General features: G+C 63.1%; 18 protein-coding genes. 3 read left to right on the top strand and 15 right to left on the bottom strand.

Going from position 1 to position 24,198, the window contains the following annotated elements; translation table 11 throughout:
• Positions 1-6: 6 nt before the first annotated feature.
• From NVV93_RS19715 to NVV93_RS19645, 15 genes are all read right to left on the bottom strand, one after another.
• Positions 7-2,169: a lipase family protein gene (locus tag NVV93_RS19715; RefSeq protein WP_258252344.1), complete on the bottom strand. Its 2,163-nt coding sequence runs from the start codon at positions 2,167-2,169 to the stop codon at positions 7-9.
• Positions 2,170-2,175: 6 nt separating this feature from the next.
• Positions 2,176-2,925, bottom strand: a complete 750-nt coding sequence (locus tag NVV93_RS19710; RefSeq protein ID WP_258252343.1) for a hypothetical protein — start codon at positions 2,923-2,925, stop codon at positions 2,176-2,178.
• On the bottom strand, positions 2,922-3,773 hold the full coding sequence (locus NVV93_RS19705) for a DUF4123 domain-containing protein (RefSeq protein WP_258252342.1): 852 nt from the start codon (positions 3,771-3,773) through the stop codon (positions 2,922-2,924). Before NVV93_RS19705 ends, NVV93_RS19710 begins: the two co-directional genes overlap by 4 nt.
• Positions 3,770-5,887, bottom strand: coding sequence for a type VI secretion system tip protein VgrG (locus NVV93_RS19700; protein WP_258252341.1), 2,118 nt, complete (start codon positions 5,885-5,887; stop codon positions 3,770-3,772). Before NVV93_RS19700 ends, NVV93_RS19705 begins: the two co-directional genes overlap by 4 nt.
• 11 nt (positions 5,888-5,898) lie before the next feature.
• Positions 5,899-7,413, bottom strand: a complete 1,515-nt coding sequence (locus NVV93_RS19695) for a sigma-54-dependent Fis family transcriptional regulator (RefSeq protein ID WP_258254430.1) — start codon at positions 7,411-7,413, stop codon at positions 5,899-5,901.
• A 10-nt stretch (positions 7,414-7,423) separates the two neighbouring features.
• A complete protein-coding gene (gene tssH / locus NVV93_RS19690) occupies positions 7,424-9,997 on the bottom strand; it encodes a type VI secretion system ATPase TssH (RefSeq protein WP_258252340.1) in 2,574 nt (857 codons plus the stop codon).
• 12 nt (positions 9,998-10,009) lie between these two features.
• Positions 10,010-11,011, bottom strand: coding sequence for a type VI secretion system baseplate subunit TssG (tssG, locus tag NVV93_RS19685; protein WP_258252339.1), 1,002 nt, complete (start codon positions 11,009-11,011; stop codon positions 10,010-10,012).
• On the bottom strand, positions 10,975-12,762 hold the full coding sequence (tssF, locus tag NVV93_RS19680; RefSeq protein WP_258252338.1) for a type VI secretion system baseplate subunit TssF: 1,788 nt from the start codon (positions 12,760-12,762) through the stop codon (positions 10,975-10,977). Before tssF ends, tssG begins: the two co-directional genes overlap by 37 nt.
• A gap of 2 nt (positions 12,763-12,764) precedes the next feature.
• Positions 12,765-13,100, bottom strand: coding sequence for a DUF2388 domain-containing protein (locus NVV93_RS19675; RefSeq protein WP_258252337.1), 336 nt, complete (start codon positions 13,098-13,100; stop codon positions 12,765-12,767).
• Positions 13,101-13,220: 120 nt separating this feature from the next.
• Complete coding sequence (gene tssE / locus NVV93_RS19670) at positions 13,221-13,625, bottom strand: type VI secretion system baseplate subunit TssE (protein ID WP_258252336.1); 405 nt, start codon at positions 13,623-13,625, stop codon at positions 13,221-13,223.
• Between the two features lie 6 nt (positions 13,626-13,631).
• Positions 13,632-15,107: a type VI secretion system contractile sheath large subunit gene (gene tssC, locus NVV93_RS19665; protein ID WP_258252335.1), complete on the bottom strand. Its 1,476-nt coding sequence runs from the start codon at positions 15,105-15,107 to the stop codon at positions 13,632-13,634.
• Positions 15,108-15,130: 23 nt separating this feature from the next.
• Entirely contained in the window at positions 15,131-15,634 is a 504-nt protein-coding gene (gene tssB / locus NVV93_RS19660) for a type VI secretion system contractile sheath small subunit (RefSeq protein WP_258252334.1), read from the bottom strand.
• Between the two features lie 19 nt (positions 15,635-15,653).
• Positions 15,654-17,225, bottom strand: coding sequence for a type VI secretion system protein TssA (gene tssA, locus NVV93_RS19655; protein WP_258252333.1), 1,572 nt, complete (start codon positions 17,223-17,225; stop codon positions 15,654-15,656).
• A gap of 384 nt (positions 17,226-17,609) precedes the next feature.
• Positions 17,610-18,527 (bottom strand): D-hexose-6-phosphate mutarotase, encoded by a 918-nt coding sequence (locus NVV93_RS19650; RefSeq protein ID WP_258252332.1) that lies wholly within the window; start codon positions 18,525-18,527, stop codon positions 17,610-17,612.
• 124 nt (positions 18,528-18,651) lie between these two features.
• Complete coding sequence (locus NVV93_RS19645; RefSeq protein ID WP_258252331.1) at positions 18,652-19,056, bottom strand: acyl-CoA thioesterase; 405 nt, start codon at positions 19,054-19,056, stop codon at positions 18,652-18,654.
• 287 nt (positions 19,057-19,343) lie between these two features.
• Between NVV93_RS19645 and NVV93_RS19640 the strand changes: the two genes are divergently transcribed.
• The 3 genes from NVV93_RS19640 (at position 19,344) to NVV93_RS19630 (ending at position 24,197) form a co-directional block, all read left to right on the top strand.
• Positions 19,344-20,633, top strand: coding sequence for an MFS transporter (locus tag NVV93_RS19640; RefSeq protein WP_258252330.1), 1,290 nt, complete (start codon positions 19,344-19,346; stop codon positions 20,631-20,633).
• A 194-nt stretch (positions 20,634-20,827) separates the two neighbouring features.
• A complete protein-coding gene (locus tag NVV93_RS19635) occupies positions 20,828-21,799 on the top strand; it encodes a phosphate ABC transporter substrate-binding protein PstS (protein ID WP_258252329.1) in 972 nt (323 codons plus the stop codon).
• A gap of 361 nt (positions 21,800-22,160) precedes the next feature.
• Positions 22,161-24,197, top strand: a complete 2,037-nt coding sequence (locus tag NVV93_RS19630; RefSeq protein WP_258254429.1) for an ABC transporter permease subunit — start codon at positions 22,161-22,163, stop codon at positions 24,195-24,197.
• Position 24,198 lies beyond the last annotated feature (1 nt).

Genomic DNA, 24,198 nt, shown 5'->3' with positions numbered 1-24,198 from the left:
GACGGCTTAGGCATAGCTGGGGCCGGCGAGAAGAGGAATTTGCGCCACTCGTTCGGCTTCGCGGTTTTCTTTCTGCGCGCGCCATTCGCTGATCAGCGCTGGCAAATCTTCGCGCTGGTCGAGATCGCCGAAGACTTGCTCGCGGGTTACCCGGCGCTGGCTTTGCGCCAATAGGCGTTGTTGAGCGCGGGAAAGTGTGTGGCGCTGCTCGTCGATCAGCTGCGCCGCCTTGGTTTTGCCGTCTTGGTAGAAAACCAGCAACTGTTGGTCGCTCATGTCGTAGAAGCGGTTGTCGCGGCGCACGGCCATGCGGAACTGGGGAAAGGAAGCGAATTGCCAAGCAGCCAGTTGTTGTTCCAGCGCGTTTAATTGGCCGTATATATCCTGGGTTTCCCCTTTGGTGAGCAGCGCACCATCGCGTTCCTCGACGGCGGCATGCCAGCGCAGCAGCGTGGTGAGGGCGGCACGGGCATAGCCACCGTTGCTGGAATGTTCCCCGCCAGAGAGCGGTAGGCGTTTGGGCGTATCGCCGTCCAGAGCAATCTCTCCGGTATAGGTGGCGCAGGTCTGCTCGTCGATGGCCGCGCAACCGGGTTGCCAGAGGATTGCTGCCTCGCTACCAGCGCCCGGTTTGCGGGGCATGAAATGCCGCTGCTCGCCGTGATGTTGGTAGGGGTCGCCACGCAGATTGAGTAGCCCACCGAGAAACAGCGCAACGCCGAGTAGCGGCGGGGCGAAGGAGCCAAACAGGATCGCCGTGCCGGGTAGTGCCAGCTTCCACTCCGCATCCATCCACGGCAGGGGCACGGCGGGGACGGGATCGTTGTGGTTGACCAGGCGATGGTGGGTCAGCGCCTGCGCACCCTCGACGAAAGCCCGATCTCCGGCGCGTGGGGAGCCGAAGGTGTAGAGCTGAATATTGTCCGTCCACTTGCGGCGTAACCATTCGGCTAGCAACAGGGCGATGGCGCCGCCGAGGCTGTGACCGCAAACGATGATATTTTGCTCGGGACGGTGAAAGGCGTTCAGGTAACGCTCGGTAAAGGTTTTAACTGCTTGGAAGGCTGTATAGAAGCCGCGGTGCGCTTGGCCGTCGCCCTCGCCATAGGGTACCTGCCGGGCATCTAGGTCACGGGCAATATCTGCGAATTCCAAGGTGCCGCGCACGGAAATCAGTACGAGTTTGTCGTTGTGGGTGATAAAGGCTTGGGTTTGGCTGGCCTCGTCGTAGAGAAAGTGCACGTCCTCGGGATTTTTCCAACCATCTTCAGCTTCTTTCCCATAGCGCTGCGGGTCGTGAGGCATTACCTCCAGGCGCTTGGAATAGGGCACTTCTTCGCAAAGTAGATGGTGAGGACCGGCGTCGTTGAACTGAGTCGGCTTGCTCAAGCGGGCCAGTTGCTCGCGCAGCACATGGCCGATGTTGCCAGAGCGCGGATAGGGCGGCGGCGCGGATTGATAAGATTCGATCCAGCCCGTCGGGTTAGCGAATGGTGCATAGACGAAGGTGCTCATCACCGCCAGGTGATAGGCGTTCAGTGCGCAGAATCCTTTGTCCAGCGATAGCAGCGGGCTGTAGGCACGCAGCGCCTTGACCTCCAGGACGTGGTGCAGCTGCGGTGTTAGCGCCACGCCCGGCTGTGCGGCAGCCGGCCCGGCGTTTTGCTTGAGAGCGATCGAAGTAGCTGGAGCCCAAGTGGAATCGCGATCGGGCAGATGCTTGTTTGCCGTGGCGAAGTCGCTGACCTCCACGCGATAGAAGCGTGCCTGCTCGCGGGTCGCGCGCTCCTCGGCCAGGTAGGTTGTGCCGTTCGACTCGCGTCGCGGGCCGCAGGAGGATTGTTCGGCGGCGACTTGTAGGGCGGTGAGGGGGAGTTGGAAGGCCTTCCTGGAGCTCAGCGCTCGATACCACACATCATTTCCCGTCGCTGCTAGATCGGAAAGATCGAGCACCACCGGGCCGCTGTAGAAGTTCTCCACTCGTGCATAACCGTCCGCATCGAGACAGCCTTTGTAGGCTTGTCCCTGGCGGTCATGCAGCTTATAAGCGAGGCCCGCATAAGGCTTGCCATCACCATGTTCGTCGACCAGACGGAAACTGACCCATTGCCCCCGTAGCGGGCAATCCAGCGCTTCGACTTTACGATCCTTCGTAGCAGCGGCATTCATTTCTGCTCACTCCGTGCAGTTGGGGTAGACCGTGCAGGTGCGGCCGTTCATTTGAAAAGTTCGGAATCGAGGAGGATTGCGACACCACATCCATTGGCCGCTGGCGGTCTCTTCCACAGCGCACGGCTTCCAGCCTTCGGGAAATTTGATCCAGGTGTCGTCGTGCGAGGGCTCTTCTTCTGGGTTTACGTGGAAATCCAACCGCACCGTCTTACCCGGTAATTCGCCGGCCACTAAGTAGGCGCCGTCACCGGTGCAGTTAAGGAGTTTCTCGATTTGCCCCACCCGTGAAATCGCATGGCTGATCTGGAACCACCAGCTGCATGTGGCTTGTTTGCGCAGGCTGCCATCAGCCTGAAATGCCGGTGCGCCGGGCGGCAGCTTGTCCACCACACGCAATTCGCCGTTGTCGTAGGTGTGTTGCCACTCCTGTTCGCCATGGCGGCCCGTGGTAAACAGACCCACGCGAGCCAGGCGCATTTCGCAGACCCCGGCGCGGTAACTGACCGGGATTCTGAAGCGGTAATGCTGCGGCTCCTTCTGGAGGCCGCTCTCAAAGGACTTGAGCTGACGACGCTCCAGGCACCCATTTGCCGCACTGTAGTGGGCCTGGGCCTTGAGGGAGAAGTCGGCGGGCAGCTCGCCCTCGAATGTAAAGGAGTCGCCGAACGTGCTGCCGAGCGTGTCGCAGGCAGCCAGGAGCAGAACGGAAATCGTCAGGGCGACGACGCGGCGAGTTACGTGGAAATACGTCATGCCTGCTCACTCCGAGCGATTGAGGTAGCGAATGCGTGGCGGCAGCGCGCCAAGTGGATTTCGGCTGTTTCGCCGGGTTGCGGAAGCCAGGCGGAATGGTCGGCCAAGGCGGGGTTCAAGTGCTGCTCCAAGAGAAACTGCAGACTTTCGCTCGATCGCCAGCCCCAGCCATTGCCTTGCGCCAGACGCTCATCCAGCCAGCTATCGAAGGGCTGGGTTTCGAGGGCCTGGCACAGCGCGGACGTATGGTTTTGCCATAGCCACAGCTCCAGGTTGTGGCGTTGGATTGCGGCGGTGACCTGTTCAGGTTCCGGTAGATGCAGCCAGGGGGCAGGTGTCGGGACGGAATACAGTCCAGGGCTCGGATTGTCGATGGTTTGCCAGGCGCCGCCGTCCCAGCTCAGCGTGCTGCTGAGTGGGCCGAGGAGCAGGGCGCGCTGTTCTGCAGACAAGGCCAACAGATGACGCGTAATCACCCGGTTATCCTGAAAGCGATACAGCGAGCGCTGGCCGTTGTCGTCGACCAGCATGCGCGAGCGCCAGTGATTGGCCAGAACCTGCAGGTCGAGTGGTTCGGCGCTGGCTAGCCAGCCCCAGGCTCGCTCGGGCTCGGCGAGCCAGGCCTGCAGCAGCGGAGCATGGCCGTCCGGCAGGCGCACCAGCCAGGGGCCGAGCTCCGCCATATCGGCCACGGCGCTGTCCTGAAAGAGACTTACGTAGTCCTGCATCAGGTCGGCGCCGAACAGCTGTTGAATCGGGTCGGGCTCGGCCAGGCGGTCGACGATCAGCCACAGCTCGCGAGCCAGGGATGATTGCGTCTGCAGCCAGTGACGGGCGTGGTCGATCATGCGTGGGCCTCCGTGGCGCAGACGCCCTCGCGGCACGCCTCACACAGCGGACAGCGACTGGCCGCTAGCTGGCGGGCTTTACGTGCCAGCAAAAGTTGCGAATTGGCCAGCGCCAGTTTGGGTTTTGCACGGGCGTGATCCTGGTCCGCGGCATTTGGCAGGGCCGCTGGCTGGATCTGGATGCCCGAGCCGTTGCCGGCACTGCCGCCCGAGTTGATGCGCACGGTCGCGCCGCCCAGGTTGATACCGCTGGCATCCAGCTTGAGCCAGCTGCCGCCCGCCTTGAGAGTCAGTTCGCTGCCGGCTTGCAGCACGACCTTGAGGCCGCTGGACAGGTGAATCTCCCGCCCGGCCTCGACAAACTGTCCGCTGCCGACCTTCACATGCTGGTTGTTGCCGACGCTCAGGTGGTCATCGGCGCGCGCTTCGACCTTGCGATCGGCATGCGTGGTGCGGTGCTCTTCGGCCTTGAGCTCGGTGTAGCTGTGGGCCTCGACCGTGTCGTGGCGCTGGTGGCCGATGTGGATCTTCTGGTCGTGCTCGATGTGCTCGTCCCAGTCGCGCTGGGCGTGGATGAAGATCTGTTCCTGACCCTTGCGGTCCTCGATACGCAGCTCGTTGTAGCCCTCGCCGCCGGGGCTGCTGAGGGTCTTGAATACACTGCGGGTCTTGTGTGCCGGCAGCTCGTAGGGCACCACATGTTCGGCGTGGTACAGGCAGCCGCTGATCAGAGGTTGGTCGGGATCGCCCTCAAGAAAGCTGACCAGCACTTCCATGCCCACCCGGGGGATGGCGATGCCGCCATAGCGGTCGCCGGCCCAACTGGAGGACACCCGTAGCCAGCAGCTGGTCTGCTCGTCGGCCTGGCCGTGGCGGTCCCAGTGGAACTGCACTTTCACCCGACCGTGTTGATCGCAGTGGATTTCCTCGCCTTGGGGACCGGTGACCACGGCGCTCTGGCTGCCGATGATGTGTGGTTTAGGGTGGGCCAGCGGCGGACGGTAGGGCGCGTTCCAGGGCGTGGCGCGGAAGTGGTTGCGGTAACCCTGCTGGAAATCCGAGTGGCTTAACCCCTCACCCCCGGCCTCTCCCCAGAGGGGCGAGGGAGTTGATCCGAAGTCACTGATGGACTCTTCCAGCACCTGCGGCTGCTTGCCTTCGTGGACGATTTCGCTGAGCAGCCACAGCTGATTCCAGTCGCTGCGCGGATGCTCGCTGAGCGGCAGGAAATGCCCGCTGGCCAGCAGTGGCTGATCGCTGTCGCCCTCGGCCAGTTGCGCGTCGCTGCGATGCCGTTCCAGGCTGCGTTGGCTCAGCTGTTTGCCACGCGCGCGGGTGGTGAAGCGCCCCGGATAGTCGTAGTCCTCGAGCGCCGGCACGGCGGGGCTAGAGGCACTGGCTTCGAGCAACAGGTGCGGCTGCAGAAAGTCGTAGTCGCGGCGGTTGACTTGCGAAGGGCGGGTCGCCAGGCGCACGCCGAAGCGCTTGGCCACCGGCACGTCGGCGACCAGGCCGGAGTCCGGCTGATAGGCCAGCGGCGCCAGTTGGCGAAACACCGTCTGGTCGTCGCCGAACATCAGTACATGGCCCTCGGCGCTGTGCTGGAAGTGATAGTGAATGCCCTCTTCCTCGCACAGGCGCTGGACGAAGTGCAGGTCGGATTCGTCGTACTGCACGCAGTAGTCGCGCTCGGGATACGCCGCGCCGAGTTGGAAGCGATAGGCATCGGCCTGGATGCCGTGCTCTTCGAGGACCTGGGCGATGATCTGCGCCACCGTCAGATGTTGAAAGATGCGCTGGTTGGTGCGCTGGGCCAGGTAGGCCAATTGCGGTACCAGGGTCAGCCGATAACGGGTCAGGCGCGGGCCGGACTCGCCCTGGGCCACGCTATGGATCAGCCCGTGGATGCCGCCGCCCTCGGCGGAAAAGCTCAGAAACGCCGGCCGGTGCAGCAGGCTTTGCAGATCCAGATCGGGACGCTCGCTGACCAGTTGCAGGTCGAAGGCGAACGGCTGGCTGAGGGCTTCGCGGCCGTGGAAGGCGAGTACCTGCAGGTCGTGAGCGAGGCCGGCGATGGTCAGGCGGAAATGCACGTGGTTGGCGGGAGCGAACATGCGGGGTGGCCTCACTGATTAGCCGGGCTGATCTGCAGCCGGCTCATGCGGTACAGCAGGGTGCGGCGTGGCAGTCCGAGCTCGCGGGCGGCTTGGGTCTGGTTGCCGTGGTTCTTGCGCAGGCAGTCGACCAGCAGGCTGCGCTCGACCCGTTCGAGGCGCTGGCGTAGGTTCGCACTGTCATGTTCCTCGGCGGCCGGCTGGCACAGGTTGAAATGCTCGGCAAGCAATTCATTGCCCTCGCAGAGCAGCACGGCGCGCTCGACCAGGGCCTTGAGTTCGCGCACGTTGCCGGGGAAGGCGTAATCGGCGAGCAGTTCCAGCGCCGCATCGGACCATTGACAGAGGTCGCGCTGCAGCAACCCGCAGGCGTTATCGGCGAAATGCCGGGCCAGCCGCAGAATGTCCTCGGCCCGCTCGCGCAGCGGCGGGAGCTCGATCGGAAAGTGCGACAGGCGATAGAACAGGTCTTCGCGAAAGCGACCCTGCTCGACCAGCGCGCGCAAGTCGCGGTGGGTGGCGGCAATGATGCGCACATCGACTTTATGGGTGTCATTGCTGCCCAACGGGCGCACTTCACCTTCCTGCAACACGCGCAGCAGCTTGGCTTGCAGGGGCAACGGCATGTCGCCGATTTCGTCGAGGAACAGAGTGCCGCCATCGGCCGCATCGAACAGCCCCTTGCGCTCGCGCTCCGCGCCGGTGAAGGCGCCCTTGCGGTAGCCGAACAGCTCGCTCTCGAGCAGATTCTCCGGCAGTGACGCGCAGTTCTGCACGACGAAGGCCCGGCTGCGGCGCAGGCCGCAGTCATGGATGGCCCGTGCTACTAACTCCTTGCCGGTGCCGGTCTCACCGGTGAGCAGGATGTTGACCGGGTTGTGCAGCACCTTGCTGATTAATTGATAGGTGCGGCGCATGGCCGGGCTGTCGCCGATCAACCCATAGCTGCTGGCGCACGGCACGGGCGCGGCCGGCTCCTGGCTGGGCTTGTGCGGTGCGACGTGCAGGCGTTGCAGCAGTTGCCGCTGGGCGATGACGAAGGCGCCGAGTTGGCCCAGCGAGTCGGCGAAACCCTGCAAGTCGCGGGATAGCGAGCTGGTGCAGAGCAGCAACCCGCAGACCCGCTGCTCTGCGTTCAGCAATGGCAGGCACAGCAGGCTGCGCCAGGGCTGGGCGCGCTCGGGCAGAAAGCTGGTGGCGTACAGGCTGTCGTCCAGCGTGGTGAGGCTCAGCACGCGGTTCTGGCACAGGCAGAACTGCAGCAGTTGCTCGCCGTCGTAGTCGCTCGGCAGGCTGGTGGCGGTGCGTGGTTGCGGCCGGCCATCGAGCCATTCGGCGGACAAGGTCAGGCGCGTATGGCTGCTGTCCAACAAGTACAACTGGCTCAACTCGCAGCCGGACAGTTGGCTGCTGGCCTCGACCAGACCGCTCAGCAACCCTTCCGCGCTGCTGGCACGAGCCAAGCCGCTGAAGTGCTGCAACAAGGCCTCGGCATAACGCAGTGGTTGCGGTATTTGCTGGAACAGCGAGGGCAGATCAAACGAACTCACAGACCAGCCCTCCGTCGCTATCGAGCCCGGCATGCACGCGTTGCAGACGAGTGCCGTCGGCCATGGCCGCGAGCAAGCGGTCGACCACCAGCGGCTGCAGATGCTGGTCGAGCAACTGGTCGACCAGGCGCGCGCCGCTATCGGCATGGTTGCAACGCTGCATGAAGTGCTCGAGAACCTCGGCCCTATGGCTGAACTGCACGGCGTGGCGAGCCAAGCGCGTCCCGAAGCGTTCAAGTTTGAGCGCCACCAGTTCGCGCAACACCGCGCCTTCCACCGGGTAGTACGGCACGACCCGCATGCGTGCCAGCAAGGCCGGTTTGAAGTGGTGACTGAGGGTCGGACGAATCGCCTGCTCGAGCGCCTCGGCACTCGGACGCGCCTGTTCGCCGGCCTGGCACAGCGCGGCGATGCGCTCGCTGGCGAGGTTGGAGGTCATCAGGATCAGGCAATTGCGGAAGTTGATTTCGCGCCCCTCGCCGTCGTTGGCCACGCCCTTGTCGAAGACCTGATAGAACAGGTTGAGCACGTCTGGATCAGCCTTTTCCACTTCGTCGAGGAGCAGCACTGAATACGGCTTCTGACGCACCGCTTCGGTGAGTACGCCACCCTCGCCGTAACCGACGTAGCCAGGTGGCGAGCCGATCAGCCGCGACAGGCTGTGCTTTTCCTGGAACTCGCTCATGTTCAGGGTGGTGAGGAAGCGCTCACCGCCGTACAGCAAGTCGGCCAGCGCCAAGGCGGTTTCGGTCTTGCCGACACCACTGGGGCCGACCAGCAGAAAAACGCCGACCGGCGCCTCGGGATTGTTCAGCCCGGCGGCGCTGGCGCGCATGGCGTGATCGAGGGCGACGACCGCCTGCTCCTGGCCGCGCACGCGCTGGCGCAGGTCGGCGGCGAAGCTTTCGACCTTGGCGTTGTGCTCGCGGGCCAGTTGCGCCAGCGGCACGCCGGTCCAGTGGCTGATCACCTCGGCGACCAGACGTGGACAGACTTCATGGCTGACCAGCCGCTCGCTGGTTTGAGCGCTGGCCAGTTGCGCCTGGACGCTGAGCAGTTCGGCGTGCAGCTCGGCCGGCGGCGCCTCGGTCTTATTGTCGCTGGCGCTTTGCTGACGCAGCTGCAGCAGGCGTTCGGCCAGTTGGCGTTGCTCCGCCCAGCGCTGTTCGAGCTGCTCCAGCTCGCGGTCCGCTTCGCGCAGCCGCGCTTCCAGGCGCTCGACGCCGTGGTGCTCGACTGGCAGGCCAGCCGCCTGATCGCGACGCTGCGCGGCGATTTGCCGGCGGCCCTCGGCGATCTCGCCACGCAGCCGCTCGACGCTTTCCGGCGCGGCCGCGAGGCTGATCCGCACCCGCGCGCAGGCGGTGTCGAGCACGTCCACCGCCTTGTCCGGTAGCTGTCGGCCAGCCAGGTAACGGGCCGACAATTCGGCGGCGGCGATCACTGCGTCATCGCGCAGGTAGATGCCGTGGCTGTGTGCGTAGACCGGGGCCAGCCCGCGCAGGATGGTGACCGCTTCGGTAACCGTCGGCTCGTGTAACTGCACCGGCTGGAAGCGCCGGGCCAGGGCCGGGTCTTTCTCGAAGTATTTCTTGTATTCGCTCCAGGTGGTCGCGGCGATGGTGCGCAACTCGCCGCGGGCCAGGGCTGGCTTGAGCAGGTTGGCGGCATCGCCGCCGCCGGCCTGGGCGCCGGCGCCGATCAGGGTATGCGCTTCGTCGATAAACAGGATGATCGGCTTGGGCGAGGCTTTGACCTCGTCGATCACCCCTTGCAGGCGCCGTTCGAACTCGCCTTTGACGCTGGCGCCGGCTTGCAGCAGGCCCATGTCCAGGCACAGCAATTCGACGCCCTTGAGCGCCGGCGGGACGTCGCCGCTGGCGATGCGCAGGGCCAGGCCTTCGACGACGGCGGTTTTTCCGACCCCCGCCTCGCCGACCACGATGGGATTGTTTTTGCGGCGCCGGGCAAGGATGTCGATCATCTGGCGAATCGCCGCGTCGCGGCACAGCACCGGGTCGAGGCGGCCGTCGCGGGCCTGCTGGGTGAAGTTGTGGGTGAAGCGCAGTAGGGCGGAGTCGCTTGGCGCCGCGCCGGCGCCGGTGGGCGCCTGCTGGGCCTGGGCAAAGCCGCGCAAACGTTCAACGTCGATGCGCGCGAGCAGCGAGTGATAGGCGCTGCCGGCGTAGCGCAGCGGGTTGCCCAGCAGCGCGAGGAGTAGCGCGGCCGGATCGATCTGGCTTTGTCCAAGCTCCAGGCCGGCGACCAACAAGGCATCCTGCAGCCACTGCAGCAGTTCGGCGGCGAACACCGGGTTGCGCGAGGCGCTGTGCTCGCCGTGCGGTTGCAGCACGCGGGCCAGTTCGGCGGCCGGCACATCGGCATCCTGCAGGGCGCGCAAGAGCAAACTTTGCGGGTGCTCGAGCCACACCAGCAGCAGGTCTTCGATCAGAATTTTGTTGCCGCCGCGAGCGACGCAGCGCTCCACCGCGTGTTCCAGATCGCGATGGCTGTCGGCATCCAGTGCCTGGATCAGTCGGTGCATATCGACATTGATCATTTCATCAGTCCTTTAATGAAGACGGCTGCCGAGGGTGACCACCGGATCGGCCTGTTCATGGCCGAGCCAGCTGGTCCAGCCGAGGCGGCAGGGGTTGTGCGTGCCGATGCGCAGCTCGCGCAGCTGGTCGTGGCGCAGTTGCAGGCACAGGTCGTAATCCAGCGGATCGCGCAGAACGAAGCGCACCAGCGCGCACAGCGGCCGATAGCCTTCGCCGATCGGTAGAAAGTCGTGGAAGCGCTGCCAACTGAGCTGCTGCACGTGAATCCGGAATTTGCCGCCGCGATCGCGCACTGTTTCGCCCAGCACCAGGCTGTCGGCGAGGCGGTTATTGGCCTGGCCGAGCCTGCCGAGCTGCTCGGCGCGGATGGTCACCTGGCGCTCCAGGCATTGCTCGATGTGCAGCTCGGCGTGCTTGAAGTAGTAGCGCAGCACCGCTTCGATCAGCGCCGCCGAACGGGCGCGCAGGCTGAGCAGGCCGAGGTAGGGCAGCAGGCGCTTCCAGTTCAATTCCTCGGAGGCGCGGATCGCGTCGCCACCGAGGCCGATCAGGGCGAACAGTTGCGCCGAGAGCGGGTCTTGGGCGCCATCGCGAAAGCGCGCGTGGTAGCGATATTTACGCCAGATCGGCAGCAGCAGGCGCTGCAAACGCTGATGGAACAGATCGAGAAATTCGCGCGTGGTGTCGTCGCCCAACGCCTGATCGGCATAGAACGCCGGGAGTGGCGACACCGCGCCGCTAAGGCTGACCAGATTGATGCGCAGGCGCGCGCGCAGTTCGCCGTGCTCGCGGAAAAACTCCAGGCGGTCGATATCACTGCCGGCAAATCCGAGACTCGGATTGGCGTGGAATTCCAGGCGCGCATACAGCGCTTCGTCATCCCGTGGCGCGCCGGCCTGCTCGGCGTGCAAGCGTTCGAGCACCCCTTCGATGCCCTTGAACAGGTTGTACTCGCGGATGCCGCCGCTGAGCCGGTTCAAAGCAGCGGCTGTTGGCCCATGCGTGGTGTCCATTGGTACACCTCTCCCTGTGTGCTGGTGACCCGCAACTCATGGAACGAGTTGAGGCTGGTGTACAACGCGAAAAACTCGTTGAGCACCGAGGCGAAGAGGAACAGATCGCCCTCGCCCTGAAAGCGCCTGGCATCCATGTCCAGGTCGCTGCGAATGCCGCGTAGCGGCAGGCCCCGGTACAGCCGATCGACCGGCTGCTGGCTGATCGCCTGCAGGCCTTCGAGTTTTTGCCGGCTGACGTTCAGGCGGTTCTGATCGTAGTAACGCGGCAGGTCGTAGGTCTCCAGAATTGTGCGCAGCGCCGCCACATTGCTCAACGACAGATAATTCAGCGACATGTTGGAAATCAGCTTCCACAGGTAGTCGCGCTGCAGCGGCGGCACGTAGCTGGGGGTGACTTCGCCGATGTTGCGAAAGCGTAGAAATTCCGGGGTGCCTTCGCTGGGCAGGCAGATATCGCCGATCGCCAATTGGCGTGGCAGGTTCTGGTTGGTACAGGTCAGCTCGATGGACAGCGTCTCGTGCCCATCCAGGGTCTGCTGGCCGAAGCTCAGCCAGGTCTCCAGGCCATCGCCGAGCAGTGAGGTTTGCTGGCGCACGCTGTAGTGCGGGCGCGCCTGCGCGCTGCCGAAACTGGCGTCGTGCTCGAAGGATTCGAAGGGTACGTAGTCCTGATAACCCTGGCCGCCGGGGCGCCAGCCGGTGACCCGGTCCACCGAGAACACCCCGCAATGCTCCGGGGCATGCTCGGCCGGCAGGAGCAGATAGCGATCCTGCTTGCCGTCCAGGCGAATCGGCATGCCGTCGTGGGCGAACAGGTTGCTCACCGGCGTGCAGTACAGGCGCAGGTTATCCAGTCTCGGGCGGATATGCCGGAGGCCGCTCTGGCGCAGCTTGAAACGCAGTTCAAAACCGCGGCAGCGTTGCAACTGAGCGGCCGGCAGGCGATTGAGGACGGTCAGACCGTGGATGTCGACGAACAGGAATTTGCTCGGGAAAGCGAAATATTCCTGAAGAATCCGGTAGCCGCGAAAGGTGTTCAGCGGGTAGGGGATCAGCGCTTCGTCTTCCTCAAAGCCGGCCGCTTTGGCCTGCTCGGCAGGCAGGTCGAAGTGCACTTCAGTGCCGTGCTCATCGCGCAGGACCTGGCCGGCCGCATCCACGGGCGCCAGTTGCATGCCGTCGAGCTGGCGCAGCAAACCGAGGTACAGCGCCTGGCTGATATAGGGCTCGCCGGCCAGGTGCAGGCGCAGCCGGGACAGACTGAGATCGCCGAGGTGGCCCTCGGCGCTCATGCGCAGACGCAACGTGAGTAGCGCGCCGTCGCCCTGTACCGCGTAGTCCAGACCCTCCAGCGCTAGTGGCAGTACTTCAGTGGCGTAGCAGGTACGAAATTGGCAGGCCACGCCTTGTACCGGCCGCGACTCCACCGCCGTGTCGCGTGGCACGCGCAGCGCCGGGCCGGGTCGCTGCAGGGGTTCGAACTGCAGCATGCTGAACGCCGGTAGCGGGCGCATGTAATTGGGCCAGAGCAGATGCATCAGCGACTGGGCCAACTCCGGCAATTCGTCGTCGAGCTTCTGCCGCAACCGTCCGGTGAGAAACGCGAAACCTTCCAGCAGGCGTTCGACATCCGGATCCCGCCCGCTCTGGCCGAGAAACGGCGCCAGCGCCGGATTGCGCTCAGCGAAGCGCTTGCCCAGCTGGCGCAGGGCAGACAGTTCGCTTTGGTAGTAGTGGTTGAAAGACATGATTATTCGCGCCCTTCTGCGTTGAGCACCAACCTGGCGAACTCTCGATCATTCATCGGTGAAGAAGGATGGCGCTTGCGAAAGGTATGCAGTTCCGCTTCGAAGAACGCACCACGTAATTCGCCGTCACTGGCAACGAAGGCGGCCGCATCCTCGCGGGCTGCGTGCGAGTAATGAGTGGCGGCCGCGTCCTCAGTGGATATACGGGTTGCTGCAGTAGTGAACAGCAAGCCGAAGCTAGAGAACGCGCTGAATTCCAGGGGATTGTCCGATAGAACAATGCATCCCAGACCGATACAACCTTCGGCGCTTGCAAAGGAACTGGTCATCAGCAGCATCAATGCAACCCAGAAGTCTCTACCAGCAGTCATAGCGGGGCCATCGGGGTGACCATCTGCTCGCGCATCCATTGCGGGATGCTGAGGCGGGCGGCGGATTTTTCGGACATTTGGCTTTCCTTAACGGACCTTGACCTGGCCGCTGCCATCCAGGCACGCGGCAAAGCTCACCTGGCGTTTCTGCCCGCTGGCCTCCAGCCACCCTTCGATGACGAATGCCAGGGTCAGGGGGTCGTGGCTGCGCGATTGGGACAGCACCCGGACCTGGCTCAGGCGTGGCTCATAGGCTTCGATAAAGCGTTCGATGGCGATGCGCGCCTGTTGCAAGGAGTCGTGCAGCGACAGGCGCATATCGTTGAGGTCGGGCAGCCCGTAGTCAGGCAGGGTTTGCACGCTGCCGGCGCGGGTGCTGAGCATCTTCGCCAGGTGCGCGGCTACCGAGGCCATGGTGGCGATCTCGGTGCTGCAACCGGTGCGTTGGCTGGCTTCGCCGCTCAGGCGTTCAAACAGGCTGCCGTAGCTCACGGACGCTTATTCCTTGTCCAGCTTGCCGACCAGGCTCAGGGTGAAGTCCGCCCCCATGTACTTGAAGTGCGGGCGCACGCTGAGGCTCACGCGGTACCAGCCCGGCTCACCATCGACATCGCTGACCACTACCTGCGCGGCGCGCAGCGGACGACGGCTGCGCACTTCGGCGCTGGGGTTCTCCTGGTCGGCGACGAACTGGCGAATCCACTTGTTGAGTTCCAGCTCGAGGTCGGTGCGCTCTTTCCAGGCGCCGATTTGCTCGCGCTGCAGCACTTTCAGGTAGTGCGCCAGGCGGTTGACGATGAACAGGTAGGGCAGCTGGGTACCGAGTTTGTAGTTGAGCTCGGCGAGCTTGCCCTCCTCGCTGTTGCCGAAGAACTTCGGTTTTTGCGTGGAGTTGGCCGAGAAAAATGCCGCGTTGTCGCTGCCCTTGCGCATGGTCAGGGCGATAAAGCCCTCTTCGGCGAGTTCGTATTCGCGGCGGTCGGAAACCAGGACCTCGGTGGGAATCTTGGTTTCGATTTCGCCCATGCTCTCGAAGTGGTGCAGCGGCAGGTCGTCGACCGCGCCGCCGCTCTGCGGACCGATGATGTTCGGGCACCAGCGGTACTTGGCGAAGCTGTCGGTCAGGCGGCTGGCGAAGGTGTAGGCGGTATTTCCCCACAGGTAGTCTTCATGACTGCCGGCGACGTTTTCCTTGTAGACGAAGCTCTTCACCGGGTTGTCTTGCGGATCGTAGGGGTTGCGCAACAGGAAGCGCGGCACGGTGAGGCCGATGTAGCGAGCATCCTCCTGCTCGCGGAAGTTTTGCCATTTGGCGAATTGCGGGCCTTCGAAGTGGTCCTTCAGATCCTTCAGATCGGGCAGGCCGGTGAAACTGTCGAGACCGAAGAACTTCGGTCCGGCGGCCGCGATGAAGGGCGCATGCGCCATGCTGGCGACCGCCGCGACGTATTGCATGGTTTTGATATCCGGCGCGCTGGGGTCGAAGAAGTAGTTGGCGACGATGGCGCCCACCGGCTGGCCGCCGAACTGGCCATATTCCGCGGTGTAGACATGTTTGTAGAGGCCGGACTGGACGATTTCCGGGCTGTCTTCGAAGTCGTCGAGCAGGTCTTGCTTGGAGACGTTGATGATTTCCAGCTTGGTGTTTTCCCGGAAATTGGTGCGCTCGACCAGCAGCTTCAAGCCTCGCCACGCCGATTCCAGACTCTGGAATTGCGGGTGGTGAAGAATCTCATCCATTTGTTGGCTGAGTTTGCCGTCGATGGCGGCAATCATCCGGTCGACCAGGGCTTTCTTTACCGGTTCTTGGGCGTTGTGCGGTTGGAGCAACTCGGCGATGAAGGCCGACACGCCACGCTTGGCGATGTCGTAGGCTTCGTCATCCGGAGTCAGCTGGGTTTCGGCGATGATGCGGTCGAGAATGCCGGGTTCGGTGGTGCTGCGACTGGTGGCTGCGGCGGCACGAGTGCTCATGATGTTCTTCCTTGTCGGTGAATTCAGACGTCCGGGTCTTGTTGGGCCAGGCCCAGTTCGGCGAGCACGTGCTCACGTGAGTCGTCGGCGGCGAGCACGCTTTCAATCGCCTTGCGGAACGCCGGGGCATTACCCAACGGGCCTTTCAGGGCCACCAGCGCATCGCGCAATTCCATCAGCTTCTGCAGCTCTGGCACCTGGGCGACCAGGCTCGCTGGGTTGAAGTCCTTCATCGAATTGATGCGCAGCTGCACAGCCAGGTCGGCATCGCTGTGCTCGTCTTGCAGGCGATTGGGTACCGCGAAACTCAGGCCCAGCTCCTGTTTGGCGAGGACTTCATCGAAGCTGTTCTGGTCGATGCTGATCGGCTTGCGCTCCTCCAGCTTGCGGTCATCGGCGCGCTGGGTGAAATCGCCGAGCACCAGCAGTTTCAACGGCAGTTCGACTTCCTCCTGAACATTGCCGGTGGCGGGTTTGAAGGTGACGTTGATGCGTTCCTTGGGGGCTACCACGCCTTCTTTGGCCATGGGTGTTTCTCCTTGACGGTTAATCCAGCACCACTTCGAGATCGAGGTGGCACAACCTGCGGTAGATCTGTTCCTTGTGCTCGCGCACTGTGGGGTTTTGCGTCAGTAATTCGCAGCAGCTGTGCAGCAGGCGCAGAACCTGCAGCGCCAGCTCGGGCTCCCAGACGGCGAGGTTGTGTGCCTCCAGCGTCTGGTCGAGCAGCTCGAGTTGGGCTTTTGCCAGTTCATATTTCTTCGCGCTGAAGCACAGGCGCGCCAGGTTGAGCTGCCAGTGGAAACGCTCGCGGCTATCGCGGGCTTGGGCGAGGCCTACTTTGAGCTGTTGCACCGCGGCTTTCAGGCCACGCTGGCGCAGCACGGACAGGCTGTCCTGCAATCCACTTTCCCAGGCGGCTGCCGCGTGATTGGTGCCGGCGTTGGCTGGGACGCCGGGATTGTCGCGGGCCGCTGGTTGCAGATGAGGAAGTACCTGGCTGCTCAGCCAGGCGCGGGTCTCGGCGCTGGCGAACGGGCTGCCGTCATGAAAGTGCAGGGCTTCCAAGCCGCTAAGGCGCTGCAGAAAGAACGCCAGCTGGGTCTCCACTTCACGCATCGCCTGGTGGGCATCCAGCGCTTGCAGGCACTGCCAGACCAGATACTGGCCATCCAGCCAGAACGGCGCGCGGGCGATGCTGGTTTCCAGATCGAGCAGCAAGTCGGCATACAGGCCTTGCTGCAGACGGTCGCGGTAATCGGCCAGCTTGTCGGCGGGCACGCCACGCAGGGCAGTGATGTGTTCGTTGTTGCGTTCCGGCAGCCCTTCGATCGGCAGCCAGAGCAGCGTGCGGGACAGCTTCAAGGCGCGCAGGTCGCAGGCCTGCTGTTTGAGCCAATAGAGGCACAGCGGACGGGCTTGCTCCTGCAAGTGGCGCAATTGCTTGTGGGCGGCTTTTTCACTGTCCAGCGGCGTACCGGGCGAGAGCAGTTGGCTGGCGACGTGCTTGACCTCGGCCAGCGCGGCGCCGACCGAACCCGGCTCCGGCTGGCCTCTGCTGGCGCGCTGGAGGAGATCATCGAGACGTCGACAGAGCGGCAACAACAGTGGTGCTTCGTCGCCGAGTTGGCTGGACAGGCAGGCTTCCAGTCCAAACAGTTGTTCGGCCAGTTGGCGAAACAGCGGCAGTTGCTCGGCGATCGGTACGGATGCGCCTAGCGCCTGCTCCACGCGGGGGATCAGCCAGGCGATGGCGGCACTACGCGTACGGGATTTAAGTGGGTGCAGGTTAGGCCAATACTCGACGCAGAGGTGGCGTAGCAGGCTCAAGCCGGCATGCAGGCCGGCGAAGGATTCGCGTTGGTACAGGCCCCAGACCAACCAGCTGGCGACGCGCAAATCTTTGGATTGCTGGCTGAGCAATTGCTCGCAACCTTCACGCAGCTTTTGCCAATCGATCAGCGTCGTGGCGTGTAGCGACGTGGCTTTATTCAGTTCGTTTTCGAGCCACTCATATTCGGCGGAATAGCGAACATCCATCCCGGAAAAGTTATCCGGGCTGATCGGGAGATTGGCTATTTCGAGATAACGAGTTGCCAGCTTGTTTGAATAGGTCATTCCATGACTCGATTAATAAGTTTCAACTCTTTAGCTGCGTATATATGCAGCTATCAGACTATCGCTTTGAGTTGAGCAACTTATTGCGCACTTCCATGTGCAACTACTGGCGCAGGTTCCATATTGCGCTGGGCATGCTAGTGAGGGCTTTGCAGGGCAACAATACCCAGAAGGGTAATGACCGGAAAACAACAAGGGGATGCTTAGTTTGTTTTGGTACGTGAGTTCTGAATTATTGAGAGGTTTATCGACTTATGATTCTTAGAGTTAATTAATGTCGTCAAATTTCTGTCGGGTGATTTATTAACTTCAATTAACGCAATAGCGTTATTAATGTTGATAACTGCTGCGCACACTTGGATTTAATAAATCCGAAGTTCTGTCTCAATTCACCAGTGGCTCGGCCCATAAGGTGAAGGCCAGGCTTTTTTGTTCGCCGGGTCGCAGGTGCAGCGCATCGTCGAGGACATTGGCGGTTTCGATACACAGCATGCGCTGCCAAGCGTCTGGAGCGAACTGGGACAGGCGCAGGGACTTGTCGATCCATGGGTTCCATACCACCGCCGAGCGCGAACCACTGCTCTGCAGGTGGACCCGGCGCTGCCAGGCCGGATCGACGATGCTCAGTCGATCGGGGATATCCAGGTAGATGCGGTCGGTCTCGCCTTCGAATATCACCTCGCCGTGCTGGGTGCGTTCCTGCCAGTCGTGCAGGGTTTCGATGTAGTGCGTACCGGCCAGCCCGTCGAGTTGCACCTGGCGGATGTCGCTGACGGCGAAATAGCTGTGTAGGGCCTGGGTCAGAACGACCGACTGATGGCCACGGTTGTGACTGCTGAGGCTGATGTGCAGGCGTTCGTCGAGGTGAATGTGCAGGTGCAGGTCGACGTTATGCGGCCAGTTCGGCCAGCCTTGCTGGGGCTGAAGAAGGGCGAACTGTAGATTGACAGCATCCTGGCTGGCATCGATCTCCAGCAGTTGCCAGTCGAGCGCACGGGCCAGGCCGTGGGCCGGGGCGGGGTCGTTACCGAGGTACAGGGCCTGTACGGCCTGTGGGTTACGCGCCAGATCACCGAACCATGGCCAGCACACCGGTATTCCGCCACGTACCGATTGGCCCTGATGATAGCTCGCCTGCTCGCTGAGCCAGATCAACGGCTGGTCGCCATTGCGCCGATAGCTCAGCACCTGCGCGCCTTGCTGGGCGATCAGCAGTTCGGCGCTGGAGGTCCGCACTCGCCAGCAGACCAGTTCATCCAGCTCGATGCGTTCGACTTGCGGGGCGTGGGTGGCGGTATTCATGGCGGAATGCTCCGGGCGGCTGATAGTGTATTGGACCTCAGCTTCGGCCGTAGGCCAACCGGTGGAGTTTCGGAGCGCGAAAAAAACAACGCCGGCAAGCGCCGGCGTTGGTGAGAACAGGTGTTCAGCCGCGGCGCGGTGGAACCGGGCGAGTGCGGCCACTGCCATCGATGGCGACGAACACGAATATCGCCTCGGTGACTTTGCGCCATTCGCTGGACAGCGGGTCGTCGCTCCACACTTCCACGAGCATCTGGATCGAGCTGCGCCCGACTTGCACCGTCTGGGTATAGAAGGACAGCTGCGCGCCTACCGCCACCGGCACCAGGAAGGCCATGCGGTCGATGGCTACGGTGGATACGCGACCACCGGCGACTTTGCTGGCCATGGCGCTGCCGGCGAGATCCATCTGAGAGACCAGCCAACCGCCATAAATGTCGCCGAAACCATTGGTTTCCCGCGGCAGGGCGATGATTTGCAGGGCCAGGTCGCCTTGCGGAGTAAGGTTTTCGTCTTCGATGTCGATCATGCCGAAGGGCCTCGGACCCGTTGTTATTAGTACTTGGGCAGATTGTCGGGTATACGGGCAAAGGCGCGAGAGTGTCGCCACTGCACAAATAAACTATCCCCGGCCGCTCTAGCTCGCGTACTACCCCGACTCGGGCGGCTTTCAGGGCGCAGTATATCGAGGCTTGTGCCGGGCGACGACCATTGCCGGGCAGATTCGCCGGCACGGGCCGCGGCTGTGCGCTGGGAAGCAATTTGCTATCGTGCCGCACCTGCTGTTTTCACCTCCCTGACGAGAGCTCCGCCGCCATGTCCTCCGTGTTTATCAGCGCTGCCCCTGATGCTCGGCCGCTGACCCGCAACGACTACAAAACTTTGTCGCTGTCCGCCCTCGGGGGCGCGTTGGAGTTCTACGATTTCGTTATCTTCGTGTTCTTCGCCGCCGTAGTCGGCAAGCTGTTTTTCCCCGCCGACATGCCCGAGTGGCTGCGCCAGATGCAGACCTTCGGGATATTCGCCGCGGGTTATCTGGCCCGGCCGCTGGGCGGCATCGTTATGGCCCATTTCGGCGATCTGCTCGGTCGCAAGCGCATGTTCACCTTGAGCATTTTCCTGATGGCGGTGCCGACCCTGCTGATGGGGCTGCTGCCGACCTATGCGCAGATCGGCATTTGGGCACCGATCATTCTGTTGTTGTTGCGCGTGGTCCAGGGCGCGGCGATTGGCGGTGAGGTGCCGGGCGCCTGGGTGTTCGTCTCCGAGCATGTGCCGGCGCGGCACATCGGTTACGCCTGTGGCACGTTGACCTCGGGACTGACCGCGGGGATTCTGCTCGGCTCGCTGATGGCCACCCTGATCAACACCGTGTATTCCGCCGAAGAGGTGCTGGCCTGGGCCTGGCGTTTGCCGTTCCTGCTCGGCGGCGTATTCGGCCTGCTCGCCGTGTACTTGCGCCAGTGGCTGCATGAGACGCCGGTGTTCGCCGAGTTGCAGCTACGCAAGGAGTTGGCCGCGGAACTGCCGCTGAAGACCGTGATTCGCGAGCACCGTGGCGCGGTGGTGCTGTCGATGCTGCTGACCTGGGTGCTCACCGCCGGAATCGTGGTGGTGATCCTGATGACGCCGACGCTACTGCAAAGCCAGTACGGCTTCACGGCGGCGACGGCGTTGAAGGCCAACAGCCTGGCCATCGTGTTTCTCAGTATTGGCTGTGTGGCCGCCGGGGTGCTGGCCGATCGCTTCGGCGCCGGTCGTGTGCTGGTGTTCGGTGGTCTATTGCTGGCGGCGGTTTCCTGGACCTTCTACAGCAGTCTCAAGGCGCACCCGGACTGGTTGTTCCCGCTGTATGCGCTGACCGGTCTGTGCGTCGGCATGATCGGCGCGGTGCCTTACGTCATGGTCAAGGCCTTCCCGGCAGTGGTGCGGTTTTCCGGGCTGTCGTTTTCCTACAACCTGGCCTACGCGATCTTCGGCGGCCTGACGCCGATCCTGGTGGCACTGCTGCTCAAGGCCGATCCGCTTGGTCCGGCCTATTACGTGGTGGCGTTGTGCGGGATGGGGCTGTTGACTGGCCTGTATCTGATGCGTCGCGGGCGCTGAAGCCCGCCCAGAAGCCCCTCCAGCCGTGGCGCTAACGCCCGGTAAGCTGCCTTAAAGCCCGCCTCTGTGCGGGCTTTTTCATGAGTGATGGCCATTCATCCAATTGTCACATTGCGGTCATAGAGTGTTCATGCGGCCTGCAGATACTTGGCCCCGTTCCATCACTACACCCTAATCCTTGCTAGGAGTAAGGCATGAAACTGAAGCGTTTGATGGCGGCCCTGACTTTCGTCGCCGCTGGCGTCGCCACCGCAAGCGCGGTTGCCGCTGTAGACCCCTCCATCCCGGCTTACACCAAGACCACGGGCGTTTCCGGCAACCTGTCCAGCGTCGGTTCCGACACCCTGGCCAACCTGATGACGCTGTGGGCCGAGTCGTACAAGCGCGAATACCCGAACGTCAACATCCAGATCCAGGCGGCCGGTTCCTCCACCGCGCCACCCGCGCTGACCGAAGGCACGGCCAACCTCGGGCCGATGAGCCGCAAGATGAAAGACGTCGAGCTGCAAGCCTTCGAAGAGAAATACGGCTACAAGCCGACCGCCATTCCGGTGGCCGTCGATGCGCTGGCGGTATTCGTGCACAAGGACAACCCGATCAAGGGTCTGACCATGCAGCAGGTCGACGCGATCTTCTCCGCCACCCGCCTGTGCGGGGCCAAGAGCGGCGTCAAAACCTGGGGTGACCTGGGCGTGACCGGCGACCTGGCGGCCAAGCCGATCCAGCTGTTTGGGCGTAACTCGGTATCTGGCACTTACGGCTACTTCAAGGAAGAAGCCTTGTGCAAAGGCGACTTCAAGGCCAACGTCAACGAGCAGCCGGGCTCCGCCTCGGTGGTGCAGTCGATCAGCTCCTCGCTGAACGGCATCGGCTACTCGGGCATCGGCTACAAGACCGCCAGCGTGCGCACCGTGCCGCTGGCCAAGAAAGAAGGTGGCGAGTTCGTCGAAGACAACGAGCAGAACGCCCTGAACGGCACCTACCCGTTGGCGCGCTTCCTCTACGTCTACGTCAACAAGGCGCCGAACAAGCCGCTGGCTCCGCTGGAAGCCGAGTTCGTCAAGCTGGTGCTGTCGCAGACTGGTCAGCAGGTCGTGGTCAAGGATGGTTACATCCCGCTGCCCGCCAAAGTGGTTGAAAAAGCCCGTCAGGAACTCGGTCTGTAAGCCGAATTCGTGCGCCGCTGACGCCCGCCCAGGGGATTTCCCGTGGGTGGGCGTCAGCATGTCATCTCGCTGTAATTTTTTTGTCATATGGAGCCGCTAGGGTGTGCCTATGAACGATCTGGCCAACTCCCCCATGAATGCGAACTCGCTGCCTGCGCAAATTGATTTCAATACGCCTGAGCTCAAGCGCAAACGCTCCCTACGTGCCTTCAAGGACCGCCTGACCCGCTGGTATGTGCTGGTCGGTGGGTTGGCGGTGCTCGCCGCCATCACCTTGATTTTTTTCTATCTCGCCTACGTCGTGCTGCCGCTGTTCCAGGGCGCCGAACTGACTGCCCGCAAGGTGCAGAGCCCGGCGTGGCTGCAGCAGGCGGCCGCGCCGTTACTGTTGACTATCGAAGAGCAGAACCAGGTCGGTATGCGCGTCGCGGCCAACGGCGAGGTGGTGTTCTTCGCCGCCAAAACCGGGGAACAACTCAAGCGTATCGAGTTGCCGCTGCCGAGCGGCGTGCGGATCAGTTCGATCGGCCAGGACCTGCCGGGCAGCAATTTGCTGGTGCTCGGCCTGTCCAATGGTTCGGCGCTGGTCATGCGCCACGCTTACAAGGTCACCTACCCGGACAACCGCAAGACCATCAGTCCGCAGATCAGCTACCCCTACGGTCAGGAGCCGTTGCGTCTCGATGAGCAGGGCGGCGCACTGGAGCATGTCAGCCTCAACCTGAATGGCGAGCGGTTGCTGCTGACCGGCTCGAGCGGCAAGCAGCTGTACCTGCTGGCGCTGAATCAGGAAGAAAACATGCTCACCGGCGAAATGCGCGTCGAGCAAGAGCGCATTTCTCTGCCGCAGATCGCCGAGCCGATCAAGGCGCTGTACGTCGATCCGCGCCAGCAATGGCTGTACGTGATCAACGGCCGTGCCCAGGCAGACGTGTTCGACCTGCGCAGCAACAGCCTCAACGGCCGCTACAAGCTACTCGAAGATGCCTCCGCGCAGGTCACTGCCAGCACCCAGCTGCTCGGCGGCATCTCGCTGCTGATCGGCGATTCCAAGGGCGGCATCGCCCAGTGGTTCATGGCCCGCGATACGGACGGCGAACCGCGCTTCCAGCACATCCGCGACTTCGCCCTGGGCGATAGCGCGATCACCCAGATCAAGGCCGAAGAACGCCGCAAGGGCTTTATCGCCAGCAACGCCGACGGCGAGCTGGGGGTGTTTCACAGTACCGCGCAGCGCACCCTGCTGATCGATCCAGAAGTGGCCAAGAATGCCAGCCTGCTGACCCTGTCGCCGCGCGCCAACCGCGTGCTGGTCGAGAGCGATCAGCAATTCAAGCCCTTCATCCTGCGCAACCCGCACCCGGAAGTGTCGTGGAGCGCGCTGTGGAGCAAGGTCTGGTACGAGAGCTACGACGAGCCCAAATACATCTGGCAATCCACCGCCGCCAATGCCGAGTTCGAACCCAAGCTGAGCCTCGCGCCGCTGGCGTTCGGCACCCTCAAGGCGGCGTTCTACGCCATGCTGCTGGCTGCGCCGCTGGCCATCGCCGCGGCGATCTACACCGCTTACTTCATGGCCCCGCGCATGCGTCGCAAGGTCAAACCGGTGATCGAGCTGATGGAGGCGATGCCCACGGTGATTCTCGGCTTCTTCGCCGGGCTGTTCCTCGCCCCGTATGTCGAAGGCCATTTGCCGGGCATCTTCAGCCTGTTGCTACTCACCCCGCTGGCCATCCTGCTGGCCGGTTTCCTCTGGACCCGCCTGCCCGAGTCGTTGCGCCTGCGGGTGCCGGAGGGCTGGGAAAGCGCTCTGCTGATCCCGGTGGTCATCGGCGTCGGTTGGTTCGCCCTGGGCATCAGCTCGCATCTGGAGGCCTGGTTCTTCGGCGGCGACATGCGCCTGTGGATCAGCAACGACCTGGGTATCACCTACGACCAGCGCAACGCCCTGATCGTCGGCCTGGCGATGGGTTTTGCGGTGATCCCGAACATCTATTCGATCGCCGAGGACGCCGTGTTCAGCGTGCCGAAGAGCCTGACCCTAGGTTCCCTGGCGCTCGGCGCGACGCCCTGGCAGACCCTCACGCGGGTGGTGATCCTCACCGCCAGCCCGGGGATTTTCTCGGCGCTGATGATCGGCATGGGCCGCGCGGTTGGCGAGACCATGATCGTGCTGATGGCCACCGGCAACACCCCGGTGATGGAGATGAACCTGTTCGAAGGCATGCGCACCCTGGCGGCCAACGTCGCGGTGGAGATGCCCGAATCGGAAGTCGGCGGCTCGCACTACCGGGTGCTGTTCCTCGCCGCCTTGGTGCTGCTGATGTTCACCTTCGTGATGAACACCCTGGCCGAGCTGATTCGTCAACGCCTGCGGAAAAACTATGCGTCCCTGTAAA

This window comes from Pseudomonas sp. LS44 (genome assembly GCF_024730785.1).
GTDB lineage: Bacteria > Pseudomonadota > Gammaproteobacteria > Pseudomonadales > Pseudomonadaceae > Aquipseudomonas.
Note: the sequence above shows the minus strand (reverse complement) of the source record. Positions and strands in the feature narration are given on the sequence as shown.